Origin of the sequence: Actinomadura sp. 7K507 (assembly GCF_004348425.1) — a bacterium.
GTDB lineage: Bacteria > Actinomycetota > Actinomycetes > Streptosporangiales > Streptosporangiaceae > Spirillospora.
The window spans coordinates 1-11,708 of record NZ_SMKK01000268.1 but is presented as its reverse complement, the minus strand read 5'-3'; the positions used below and the strand labels follow the sequence as shown (position 1 = coordinate 11,708).

14 protein-coding genes are annotated in these 11,708 nt (G+C 75.3%); 10 read left to right on the top strand and 4 right to left on the bottom strand.

Annotated elements, in window-relative coordinates; translation table 11 throughout:
* Positions 1-773, bottom strand: a 773-nt coding sequence (locus E1285_RS38415) for a serine hydrolase domain-containing protein (RefSeq protein WP_132159520.1), incomplete at its 3' end; no start/stop codon positions are given.
* Between the two features lie 112 nt (positions 774-885).
* Entirely contained in the window at positions 886-1,308 is a 423-nt protein-coding gene (locus E1285_RS38410; protein ID WP_243723352.1) for a DUF6069 family protein, read from the bottom strand.
* 132 nt (positions 1,309-1,440) lie between these two features.
* Here E1285_RS38410 and E1285_RS38405 point away from each other — a divergent pair, with 132 nt between their 5' ends.
* A complete protein-coding gene (locus tag E1285_RS38405; protein WP_243723351.1) occupies positions 1,441-2,625 on the top strand; it encodes a histidine kinase in 1,185 nt (394 codons plus the stop codon).
* Positions 2,613-3,275 (top strand): response regulator transcription factor, encoded by a 663-nt coding sequence (locus tag E1285_RS38400; protein WP_132159519.1) that lies wholly within the window; start codon positions 2,613-2,615, stop codon positions 3,273-3,275. Before E1285_RS38405 ends, E1285_RS38400 begins: the two co-directional genes overlap by 13 nt.
* A 97-nt stretch (positions 3,276-3,372) precedes the next feature.
* On the opposite strand, the gene E1285_RS38395 is transcribed toward E1285_RS38400, so the two are convergent.
* Positions 3,373-3,978, bottom strand: coding sequence for a TetR/AcrR family transcriptional regulator (locus tag E1285_RS38395; protein ID WP_243723350.1), 606 nt, complete (start codon positions 3,976-3,978; stop codon positions 3,373-3,375).
* Positions 3,979-4,103: 125 nt separating this feature from the next.
* Here E1285_RS38395 and E1285_RS38390 point away from each other — a divergent pair, with 125 nt between their 5' ends.
* The 7 genes from E1285_RS38390 to E1285_RS38360 all read left to right on the top strand — a co-directional run bounded on the left by E1285_RS38390 (position 4,104) and on the right by E1285_RS38360 (position 9,906).
* Positions 4,104-5,000, top strand: a complete 897-nt coding sequence (locus E1285_RS38390) for a virginiamycin B lyase (RefSeq protein ID WP_132159518.1) — start codon at positions 4,104-4,106, stop codon at positions 4,998-5,000.
* An 89-nt stretch (positions 5,001-5,089) separates the two neighbouring features.
* Positions 5,090-5,878, top strand: a complete 789-nt coding sequence (locus E1285_RS38385; protein ID WP_132159517.1) for an RNA ligase family protein — start codon at positions 5,090-5,092, stop codon at positions 5,876-5,878.
* Positions 5,862-6,986 (top strand): AAA family ATPase, encoded by a 1,125-nt coding sequence (locus E1285_RS38380; RefSeq protein WP_132159516.1) that lies wholly within the window; start codon positions 5,862-5,864, stop codon positions 6,984-6,986. Before E1285_RS38385 ends, E1285_RS38380 begins: the two co-directional genes overlap by 17 nt.
* Positions 6,987-7,122: 136 nt before the next feature.
* Complete coding sequence (locus E1285_RS38375; RefSeq protein ID WP_243723349.1) at positions 7,123-7,665, top strand: phage holin family protein; 543 nt, start codon at positions 7,123-7,125, stop codon at positions 7,663-7,665.
* Complete coding sequence (locus E1285_RS46950; protein ID WP_132159515.1) at positions 7,662-8,141, top strand: DUF3618 domain-containing protein; 480 nt, start codon at positions 7,662-7,664, stop codon at positions 8,139-8,141. Before E1285_RS38375 ends, E1285_RS46950 begins: the two co-directional genes overlap by 4 nt.
* A gap of 13 nt (positions 8,142-8,154) precedes the next feature.
* The gene (locus E1285_RS38365) at positions 8,155-9,243 is read left to right on the top strand and encodes a YihY/virulence factor BrkB family protein (RefSeq protein ID WP_132159514.1); all 1,089 of its coding nucleotides are present in this window, start codon (positions 8,155-8,157) and stop codon (positions 9,241-9,243) included.
* Between the two features lie 96 nt (positions 9,244-9,339).
* On the top strand, positions 9,340-9,906 hold the full coding sequence (locus E1285_RS38360) for a GNAT family N-acetyltransferase (protein ID WP_132159513.1): 567 nt from the start codon (positions 9,340-9,342) through the stop codon (positions 9,904-9,906).
* Between the two features lie 16 nt (positions 9,907-9,922).
* Here E1285_RS38360 and E1285_RS38355 read toward each other — a convergent pair whose 3' ends face one another.
* Positions 9,923-10,885, bottom strand: coding sequence for a YafY family protein (locus E1285_RS38355; RefSeq protein WP_243723348.1), 963 nt, complete (start codon positions 10,883-10,885; stop codon positions 9,923-9,925).
* An 82-nt stretch (positions 10,886-10,967) separates the two neighbouring features.
* Here E1285_RS38355 and E1285_RS38350 point away from each other — a divergent pair.
* The coding region (locus E1285_RS38350; protein WP_132159512.1) for an alpha/beta hydrolase at positions 10,968-11,708 on the top strand (741 nt) is incomplete at its 3' end.

Sequence of the window (11,708 nt, the reverse complement as noted above, 5' to 3'; positions counted from 1 at the left end):
GCGGGCGGGCGGGCCCACCGGCCGCGGTCGTCGGCGAGGGTGAGGTCCCCGGTGGCGGGGTCGGTACGGTAGGCGGCCGCCAGCCGGTCCAGCTTTCCGGCGGGGACGTGGAAGCCGGTGTCGGTCATCCCGAGCGGCCCGAACAGGCGCTCCCTGAGCACTTCCTCCAGAGGCTTCCCGGTGGCCCGGGCCATGAGGACGCCCAGGACATCGGAGCCGGTGTCGTACATCCACCGGTCCCCCGGCTGGTGGACGAGCGGCAGTTCGCCGAGGCGCTTGATCCATTCGTCGGGCTCGGTCGAGTGGCCGCCGGGGCCCGGGGAGAGCCCGGCCTCGTCCATCGCCCGCTGGATCGGGGTCGCGCCGGGCGGCGCCATGACCGCCCCGATGCCGAGCCGGAACGTGAGCAGGTCCCGCAGGGTGATCGCGCGGTGCGCGGGGACGGTGTCGTCCAGGGGCGCGTCGGGGCGGCTCAGGACCCGCCGGCCGGCCAGTTCGGGCAGCAGGTCGTCGACGGGGTCGTCCAGCCGCAGGCGGCACTCCTCCACCAGGGTCATCGCCGCCGCGGCCGTGATCTGCTTGGTGACCGACGCGATCCGGAAGATCGAGTCGCGGCGCATCGGCGGGCCGCCGATCTCGGCGGCGCCGAGAGCCTCGGCGTGCACCTGGCCGCGCCGGGCCACCACGGCGACCAGCCCCGGGACCTCACCGCTGCCGACATGCCCGGCCAGCGCCTCGCGCATCCGCGCCAGCCGCTCCACTGAAAGGTTCATGTTTCCTCCTCGCCCTAGGTAGACCCGCGGGAGACGCGGGATTCATCGCCGCGTCGGCGTCCGCCGCGCGGGGGTGAGCGCGGGGCGGTCGCCGGGGCTTCGTGGGGCATGGTCAGCGCCGTCGTGCCGAGAGGCCGAGGCCGGGGACGAGGACGGCGGCGGCGGTCAGGTGCATCGCGGCCAGGATCGCCGTGCTCGCGGTGTCCGCGGCGCTGCCGAGCGGCCCGGTCATCGACAGCGCCAGGACGGCGGCGGCGGTGATCGTCCACGCCCGCTGCGGGCGGCTGACGGTCCGCTCCAGCAGCGCGAGCAGCGCCCAGGCCGCCAGCCCGGCGGCCAGGCTGCCGGCGACGACCGCGAACGCCCCGACCGGCCGGACGCCGCCGCCGGTCTCGGCGGACGCGCCGTGCCCGGCGACCGGGCCGGTCAGCGTCCACAGCGCGAGCGTGGCGGCCGCGGCGCCCGCGACGGACAGGATCCGGCGGGTGAGGTTCTGGTTCGGCATGTCCTTCTCCTTCGGTACCGGTGCGTTCATGACCGGCAGCGTCGCCGCCGCGGCGCGTGCGCCGCATCGGGCGCGGGGCGAGACCGGATCCGACCGCGGCGGGGGCGGGCACCGACTTTGGTCGGTGCCGGCGCGGTGACGTGCGGAGCTAGCCTTTGGCCGGTGGACGAGGAGAACTACGGCCCGATGGGCGCCGATCCGTGGCGGCGGCGACGCGTCACCGGCGCGGCGCTGGTGTTCGCCGTGGTGGGGGCGCTGTTCGCGGTGACGATCTGGGGCGAGCGCGACGCCGGGGTGGCGGGCGGCGCGCTCGCCCTGGAGGTCGCGGCCGGGGCCGCGGCGTGGCTGCTGTCGCCGCTGCTGCTGTGGCGTCCGGCCGGTACGGCGCTGGTGCTCACCGCGCTGGCCGCGGTGTCGCCGGCGGCGACGGCGCCGGCGACCATCGCGGTGCTGCAGGTCGCGCAGCGCAGGCCGTTCCCCGTCGCCGCCGGGATCGGCGCGGCGGGGGTCGCCGCGCACGCCGTCCAGGGGCTGTGGCAGCCGCGTGGCGGGATCTCCTTCGGCTGGTGGCTGCTGCTGGTCACGCTCGCCTACGTCGCGCTGATCGGGTGGGGCGCGCTGGCGCGGGCGCGCCGCGCGCTGCTGATGTCGCTGCGCGAGCGCGCCCGCCGCGCCGAGGCCGAGCAGGGCCGGCGCGTGGCCGAGGCCCGCATGGCCGAGCGGACGCGGATCGCGCGTGAGATGCACGACGTGCTCGCGCACCGGCTGTCCCTGCTGGCCACCTACGCGGGGGCGCTGGAGTACCGGCCGGACGCGCCGCCCGAGAAGCTCTCCCAGGCGGCCGGGGTGGTCCGCGCCGGGGTGCACCAGGCCCTCGACGAGCTCCGCGAGGTGATCCTGCTGCTGCGCACCGAGGACGCCGGCCAGGACGCCGCCGAGGACGGCCGCCCGCAGCCGGTGCTGGACGACGTGCCGCGGCTGGTGGAGGAGTCCCGCGACGCCGGCGCCACGGTGCGGCTGCGCGACGACGTGGCCGACCCCGGTGCGCTGCCCGCCGCGGCCGGGCGGACCGCGTACCGGGTCGTCCAGGAGGGTCTGACCAACGCCCGCAAGCACGCCGCGGGCCTTCCCGTCCGGGTGACGCTGGAGGGCCGGCCCGGCACCCGGCTCGTGATCGACATCAGGAACCCGCTGCCGGCGGAGCCGGGGGCCGGTCCCGCCGCGCCGGGCAGCGGGACGGGCCTGGTCGGGCTGACCGAACGGGTGCGGCTGGCCGGCGGGCGCCTCGACCACGAGGCCGGCTCGGGAGAGTTCCATCTGCGGGCCTGGCTACCATGGCCGGCGTGAACCGTCCCCTGCGCGTGCTGATCGTGGACGACGACGCGCTCGTCCGCGCCGGGCTGTCGATGATGCTGGACGGAGCCGGCGGCATCACGGTCGCCGCGGAGGCCGCCGACGGCGACGAGGTCCCGGCGGCCGCCGACGCGCACGCCCCCGACGTCGTGCTCATGGACCTGCGGATGCCGCGGGTGGACGGCATCACCGCGACCCGCAGGCTCCGGTCCCGGGCGAACCCGCCCGAGGTGATCGTGCTGACGACGTTCGACTCCGACGAGAACATCCTGCACGCGCTGCGCGCCGGCGCGGGCGGGTTCCTGCTCAAGGACACCCCGCCGGACAGGATCGTCCAGGCGGTCCGGCAGGTCGCGGCCGGGGACCCGATCCTGTCCCCGGGGATCACCCGCCGGCTGATGGACCGCGCGGCGGTGGAGGCCGGCGCCTACCAGCGGGCCCGCGCGGCCCTGGAGGGCCTCAGCCCCCGCGAGAGCGAGGTGGTCCTGGCGATCGCCCGGGGACGGTCGAACGCCGAGATCGCCGCGGAGCTGTTCATGAGCGTGGCGACCGTCAAGGCCCACGTCTCCAGCGTCCTGACCAAGCTGGACATGGGCAACCGCACCCAGATCGCCCTGCTGGCCCACGACGCCGGGCTCGTCTGACCGCCTTCGCCCGGTGGGCCGCGCACGGGCCCGTGCCCAGAGGGCGTCTCAGGTCGCGGCGGCGGTGCGGCGCGGCGGGCGGTCCGGTTCGGCGGTGTCAGGTGACGAGGATTCCGGTGCGGGCGGCGGTGGCGGCGGACGCGGCGGCGCGGTCGGCGGCGGCCTCGTCGACCGGCTCGCCGGTGACGAAGAGCCGGTAGTACAGGGGCGCGACCGTGATCCGGACGACCTCGGCGGCGTCGGTCCCGGCGGGCGCCTCGCCGCGTCCGACGGCGCGCTCGACGACGGCGGCGGACTGCTCGTGGCGCCGCGCGAAGAAGGCGTGCAGGGCGCGGGCGGCGCCGGTGCTCTGCGCGGCGGCCAGCACGAACGCGCGGGTCACCGGCCCCTGTCCGGGGTCGGTGAAGCCGGTCGCGACGAGCCGGGCGATCGCGCGCAGGTCGCCGGCGAGGGTGCCGGTGTCGGGGACCGGCCACGGTTCCCCGGCGGCGAGTTCCAGCGCGTCGGCGACGAGGCCCTCGGCGTCCCTCCACCGCCGGTAGACGGTGGTCTTGTGGACGCCGGAGCGGGCGGCGACGTTCTCGACGGTGAGACCCTGGTAGCCGCGCTCGGCCAGTTCGGCGAGCGTGGCCCGCCGGACGGCGTCGCGCACCCGCGCGGTGCGGCCGCCGGGACGGACGGTCCCGGGCTCGGAGGCGGTCACGCGCGGGACCCGCGGTATCGGCCGGACGGCCCGAGGTCGTTCACAACCCGATCGTAACGCAACATCGGTTGCGTTAACCTCGCGCTCGTGCGGAAACAGCAGTCCAAGAACAGGGGGGCGCTTTCATGACGCAGGGTTCGTACGCCACGATCAGGGAGTTCACGGTCTGCGGACCGGACGGGGGCCCGTACGGCATCACCGCCGGGCCGGACGGCGCGCTGTGGTTCACGCTCGTCCACGAGGGCCGCGTGGGCAGGATCACGCCGGACGGCCGGCCCACCCTGCATCCTCCCGATCCGCTCACCGGCGGACCGATGGTCATCACCGCGGGGCCGGACGGCGCGCTGTGGTTCACCGCCTTCCAGGGCGACACGATCGGCCGGATCACCACCGGCGGCGAGGTCGCGCGGTTCGCGGCCCCGCCGGGCGGCGGCCCGTGCGGGATCGCCGCCGGGCCCGACGGCGCCCTGTGGTTCACCCAGATGCACACCGGCCGCATCGCCAGGATCACCACCGGCGGGGACGTCACCGAGTACCCGCTGCCCGCCCCGGACTCGGCGCCGTCGATGATCACGGCCGGCCCGGACGCGGCGCTGTGGTTCACCCTCAACCAGGGCAACGCCGTCGGCAGGATCACCACCGGCGGGGACGTCGCCGTCCACCCGCTGCCCACCGAGGGGGCCGCGCCGGTCGGCATCGCCGCCGGGCCCGACGGCGCGCTGTGGTTCACCGAGATCGGCACCGGGCACATCGGGCGGGTCACCACCGACGGGAAGGTCACCGAGTTCCCCCTGCCCGACCCCGCCGCACGCCCGCACGCCATCGTGGCCGGCCCCGGCGGCGACCTGTGGTTCACCGAATGGGGCACCGCCCACATCGGCCGCATCACGCCCGAGGGCCGCGTCGACGAGCACCCGCTGCCCACGCCGGACTGCGAGCCGCACGGCATCGCGCTCGGCCCCGACGGCGCGCTGTGGGTGGCGCTGGAGACCGGGGCGCTCGCCCGCGTCGCCCCCGGCTGACCCCCGCGCGGCCGGCGGGACCCGCGGGACCGGCGAAACCGGCCGAAAACCGGTTGGCATGATCGGCGGCGCCGACTACAACGGTCGGCATGCTCCGCAAGTATCCCCGGACCCGGCACATCGAGGGATCCCGGCTCCAGCCGGGAGACCACGACCTCGCCTCCGTGCCGTTCACCGAGATCGCCGGGCGGTACCTGGTGGTGGAGGAGAAACTCGACGGCGCCAACGCCGGAATCAGCTTCACCGCCGAAGGCGGACTGCGGCTGCAGAGCCGCGGCCACTACCTGACCGGCGGGCCGCGTGAACGCCAGTTCGGGCCGCTGAAGGCGTGGGCCGCGTCCGTGCAGCACGTCCTGCGGGAACGGCTCCTGGACCGGTACGTCCTGTACGGGGAGTGGCTGTACGCCAAGCACACCGTCTTCTACGACGCGCTGCCCCACTACTTCTGCGAGTTCGACGTCCTGGACCTGTCCGACGGGACGTTCCTGTCCACCGAGCGCCGCCGCGACCTGCTCGACGGCACGCCCGTGGTGCCGGTGCCGGTCCTGCACGAGGGCCCGCTGCCGGACGTCGCGGCGCTGACCGCGTTCGCCGGGCCGTCCACCTGCCGGACCCCGCGGTGGCGGGAAGCGCTGCGCGCCGCGGCGCGCGCGGGCGGCGCCGACCCCGCCCGCGCCGCCGAGGAGACCGACACCTCCGACGACATGGAGGGCCTCTACATCAAGGTGGAGGAGGGCGGGCAGACCGTCGGCCGCTACAAGTGGGTCCGGCCGAGCTTCCTGACCGCGATCCTGGACTCGGGCACCCACTGGCAGGACCGGCCCATCGTCGCCAACGGCCTCGCCGACCCGGAGGTGCTGTATGCGGGTGTTCGATGACCTGTGCCCGGCGCCGCCGCACTGGACCGTCCCCTGGCAGGAGATCCGGGACGCGTTCGGCTGGGTCCGCGACCTGGTGGGCGTCCCGCAGGACGCGGTCTTCCACGGCGAGGGCGACGTCGAGGTCCACACCCGGATGGCGTGCGAGGCGCTGGCGTCGCTGCCGCGGTGGCGGGCCCGTCCCCGCGACGAGCGGGTCCGGCTGTTCACGGCCGTGCTGATGCACGACGTCGCCAAGCCGCACTGCACCGCCGTCGACGCCGACGGCCGCATCACCGCCCGCGGGCACTCGCGGCGCGGCGACCTGATGGCGCGGCGGATCCTGTGGGAGCTGGGCGCGCCGGTCGCCTGGCGCGAGCACGTCGCCGCGCTGATCCGCCACCACCAGGTGCCGTTCTGGGCGCTGGAGCGCCCCGACCTGCAGCAGATCGCGTTCCGTGTCAGCCTGCTGGCCCGCAACGACGACCTGGTGCTGCTGGCCTGCGCCGACATCCTGGGCCGGGTCTGCCCCGACACCGAGGAGCTGCTGGACAACGTGGCCCTGTACGGGGAGTACTGCGCCGAGCAGCGGTGCCTGGACGGCCCGCGCGCGTTCCCGTCCGACCACGCCAGGTTCTGGTACTTCCGCAAGCCCGGCCGCGACCCCGGCTACGCCGCCTACGACGACACGCGCCTGACCGCGACCGTCCTGTCCGGCCTGCCGGGCGCCGGCAAGGACCATTGGATCGCCGCGCACCGCCCGGACGTGCCGGTCGTCGGCCTCGACCGGCTCCGCGCCGAGCTGGGCGTCTCCCCCGCCGGCGACCAGCGCGCCGTGGCCGCGGCCGCGTACGAGCTGGCCCGCGAGCACCTGCGCGCCGGGCGGTCGTTCGTGTGGAACGCCACCAACGTGTCCCGGACGCAGCGCGAGCTGTGCACCGGGCTCATCGCCCGCTACCGGGGCCGGGTCGAGGTCGTCTCGCTGGAGGCGCCGCCACGGGTGGTCCGCGACCGCAACCGGGGCCGCGCCTCCCCCGTCCCCGACGCGGTCATCGACCGGCTGGTGCGCCGCTGGGAGGTCCCCGACCCGACCGAGGCGCACCGGGTCGACTGGATCACCACCGGCTGACTCCGCGCCCGGCCGCGGGCCCGACCCGCGGGCCGGCCGGTCACCCGCTGTCCGGGCGCCGCCACGTTTAGCCCACGACCAGGGGGAACTGCTGTAGCCAGGCTTCGATAACGGTATGCGGAGGAGGCCGGAGGCTATGAGCATCGTGCGACCGGCACAGGACGGCAGAACCGAGGCCGGAACACCCGACATGGGCACGGCAATGCCCGGGGACATGTCCGGGGACCTGGCCGTGGGCGCCGGGGTGCACCGGCAGGACTACGGACGCGCCCCCGAGTTCCACGGCACCGACCACGAGGCGGGCACGGGCGAGCTGGTCAAGCAGGCGACCCGGCAGGTGTCGGACCTGATGCGCGCCGAGCTGCGCCTGGCGGTGGCCGAGCTCAAGGACAAGGGCCGCCACGCCGGAACCGGCGCCGGCATGTTCGGCGGCGCCGCCCTGGTGGCGCTGTACGGGGTGGCCGTGCTGCTCGCGGCCGCGGTCGCCGCGATCGCGCTGGTGCTGCCGGTGTGGGCGGCCGCGCTCATCATCGGCGGGTTCCTCATGCTGGTCGCGGGCGTCCTGGCCGTGGTCGGCCGCTCGCAGGCCAAGCGCGCGACGCCGGCCAAGCCGGAACAGGCCATGGAAGGGGCCAAGCGGACCATGGCCGAGCTCAAGGAGAGGGCGACGCACCGATGACCACGCAGGACAAGCCCACGCAGGGCGCCGGCGCCGGGACCGATGAGCTGCGCCAGGAGGTCGACCGGGCACGCCACGATCTGGGCGAGACGGTGGAGCAGCTCGCCGCCAAGGCCGACGTGAAGGCCCTGGCCAGGCAGAAGGCCGCCGACGCCAAGAGCAGGATGCGCCAGACCGTCGGCTCCGCGCGCGACGCCACCGCGCGGGCCAAGGACTCCGGCGCCGGGGAGCAGGCCGTGCGCGGCGGCGCGGTCGTCGCGTCGGCGGGCGCGGTCGCGCTGGCGGCGGTGTGGATGCGCAAGCGCCGCTCCGCCAAGTCCCGGCTGCGCGGGGGGCAGATGCTGCAACGCGCGCGCAGCCGCGCGCCGGGCCGCACACGGGGCCGCACGCGGGGCCGCGGCTCGCCCGTCCGGGTGGTGTTCCGCGCGGGCCAGAAGCGGCCCGTCCGAGTGCGGCGCCGCCGCGGGCTCCGGTGAGGAGGGCCGGGCCATGGCCGCAGCAGGCGGACCCACCGGCCTTCCCGCCGACTCGTGGAAACAGGCGTTCAAGCGCACGATCCGTGAGTTCCAGCGCGACGACCTGACGTCCTGGGCCGCCGCGCTCACCTACTACGCCGTCCTGTCGATCTTCCCCGCGATCCTGGTGGTGGTGTCCCTGGTCGGACTGGCCGGCCGGTCGGCCACCGACGACCTGATCGGCAGCGTCGGCGACCTGGCCCCGGGCACGGTCGGCGACCTGCTGGTCAGCTCGATCCGGGAGCTTCAGGGCGGCGGCGGCGCCGGCGTGGTCGCGCTGCTCGGCCTGGCCGGGGCGGTGTGGTCGGCGTCGGGGTACGTGGGGGCCTTCATGAAGGCCTCCAACGTCGTGTACGACGTCCCCGAGGGCCGGCCGATCTGGAAGACGGTCCCGGTCCGGATCGCGGTGACGCTCCTGGCCCTGGTGATGCTGGCCGCGTCGGTGGTCGCGGTGGTGGTGTCGGGGCCGCTGGCCGGCGAGATCGGCGACGTCCTCGGGCTCGGCTCCCAGGCGGTCACCGCCTGGAACATCGCCAAGTGGCCGGTGCTGCTGCTGGTGGTCAGCTGCCTGTTCTCACTGCTGTACTGGGCCTCCCCCAACGCCAAGCGCGGCTTCCGGTGGGTCACGCCGGGCGGTCTGCTCGCGGTCGCGCTGTGGCTGGTGGCCTCGGGCCTGTTCGCGCTGTACGTGGCGAACTTCGCGTCCTACAACAAGACCTACGGCAGCATCGCCGGGATCATCATCTTCCTGGTGTGGCTGTGGATCACCAATCTGGCGATCCTGCTGGGCGCCGAGCTGAACGCCGAGCTCGAACGCGGCCGCGCGGTCTCCGCCGGCCGCCCCGCCGCCGAGGAGCCGTACGTGGAGTTCCGCGACACCCGCGCGTTCGACGAGGAGCAGCGCCGCGAGACCTCCACCGGCGGTCCGTCCGGCGGCGACGACGAGGCCGCCGGGCGCCCGGACGGCGGCGCCCGCCGCGCCGCGCCGCAGTCACCGCCGGACGCCCCTCGGGAGTCGGCGCCGGGGCGGCGTGGCGGCCCTGGGGCGGGGAGCCGCTCCTGATACCCCCTGGGAGGCGCCCGCAGGGGCTCGGGAACTCGGGTGATTCCGGGGAATCACGGGTCGCGTACGGCCGAACACAGCGAATAGGATCATGGCATGCTCCGTCCGGCCTACCCGATCGAGACCGAGCGACTGACCCTGCGGCCGTTCCACGAGGACGATCTCGACGGGCTGTTCGCCTACCAGTCGATGCCCGAGGTGGCGCGCTTCTTGTACTGGGAACCGCGGAACATGGAGGAGTCGCGGTCCTTCCTGAAACAGAAGATGGGCGCGTCCACCGTGGAGAGGGAGGGCGACTGGCTCGTCCTGGCGGTGGTGTGGCGCCAGACCGGCGACCTGATCGGCGAGGTGAACCTGCAGTGGCGCAGCCGGGAGCACCGGCAGGGCGAGATCGGGTACATCTTCAACCCCGCCTTCCACGGCAGGGGGTTCGCGACCGAGGCCGCCGAGGTCGTGCTGCGGCTGGGCTTCGAGGAGCTCGGCCTGCACCGCGTCGTCGGGCGGCTGGAGGCCCGCAACACCGCGTCCGCGCGGGTGCTGGAGCGGCTCGGCATGCGCCGTGAGGCGCACCTGGTGCACAACGAGATCGTCAAGGGCGAGTGGTCCGAAGAGGTCATCTACGCGATGCTGCGCCACGAGTGGGACGCCCGCGCCGCGGGCTGAACCGCCCGGCCCTTGGTCAGCGTGCGGACTGCTCGTCCAGGGTGCGGGCCAGGGCGCGGACGTGGCCGCGCAGTTCGGCGGGGCGGCGGATGACGAACGGGAAGCCGAGCCCGGCCAGCATCCGCGCCATCCCGTCCAGCCGCTCCGCCCGGGTGACCATGAGCACTCCCCCGTCCTCCTCGGTGAGAGTGGCGGTGGAGGCGGGGATGCGGCGCCGCGCCTCGGCGAGGCCGGTCTCCAGCAGCACCTCCACCTCGTGCGCGTAGGGGACGCGCGCCAGCGACCGCGTGACGTGCTGGACGGGGTCGACGCCGCCGGGGATCTCGTACCCGGCGCTGCCCGGTTCGGCGGACACGACGCGGTCGACGCGGAACGTGCGGACCTCGCCGCTGCGGTGGTCGTGGCCCGTGACGTACCAGCGGCCGGAGTGGAACACCAGCCCGTAGGTGTCCAGGTCCCGTAGGGTCTCCTCCCCCTTCCAGGACCGGTAGCGCAGCCGCACGCGGCGCCGCTCGCGGGCGGCGGCGGCCAGGGTGAGGACGGCGCCGGTGTCGGGCGCGGCGGCGTCGCGGGCGGCGAGGGTGAACCCGAGCGTGTCCCGCAGTGCCTGGACGCGGTCGCGCAGCGCGGCGGGCAGCACGCGCTCCACCTTGGCCAGGGCGCTCTCGGTGGCCTGGCCGGGCAGCCCCATCCGCCGTCCGGCGAGCAGCCCCAGCACCACGGCGGTGGCCTCGTCGTCGGTGAGCATCAGCGGCGGCAGCTTGTAGCCGGGCATGAGGCGGTAGCCGCCGTGGCGGCCGCGGTCGGCGACGACGGGAACGCCGAGGTCCTCCAGCCGGGCGGCGTAGCGGCGGACGGTGCGCTCGTCCACGCCGAGCCGCCGCGCCAGTTCCGCCCCGCCGATGCGGGGGTTGGCCTGGAGCAGCTCCAGCATGGCCAGGACGCGGGTCGTCGGGTGGGACGGCGCGGGGTATGACACGGGTCACTCACTTAACCGGGCGGTTTCTGTCCGGTATCGACCATAGCGTGAGTCCGTACCCACCCGAGAAAGGACATCTGACATGGCGAGGTTCGTACTGGTCCCGGGATACTGGCTCGGCGCCTGGGCGTGGGACGACGTGGCGGCGGTACTGCGGGAAGCGGGCCACGACGTCCGCGCGGTGACGCCGGCCGGGCAGGGCGAGCGCGCGGGGAAGTCCGCGCCCGGCGCCGACGCCGCCGCCCAGATCGACGACCTGGTGCAGATCATCGAGGACGGCGGCCCGGAGCGGGTCGTGCTCGTCGCGCACAGCGGCGCGAACATGGCCGCCACCGGGGCGGCCGACCGGATTCCCGGGCGGATCGCGCGGATCGTCTACGTCGACACCGGTCCGATGCCGTCCGGCATGGCCGGCATCGACTTCCACGACCCGGAGTCGCGCGCGGAGCTGGAGAGGCAGGTCGCCGAGCAGGGCGAGGGGTGGACGATCCCGGTGCCGCCGTTCGACCCGCAGGCCGATCCGGGCGACCTCGCCGGCCTCACCGCCGGGCACCTCGCCGCCATGCGCGAGCGCGGCACCCCGCAGCCGTTCGCGACGGCGACGCAGGCGCTGACGCGTCCCGAGCCGCCGCCGGCGACGCCGCGCACGCTGATCGCGAACACGATCCCGCTCGCGGCGGTGAAGGAGATGGGCGAGCAGGGGCACCCGGTGTTCTCGATGATGGTCGGGCCGGGCTGGACCTACCGGGAGCTGCCGACCGGGCACTGGCCGATGTTCTCCCGGCCGCGTGACCTCGCCGCGCTGCTCGACGAGGTCTCCGCC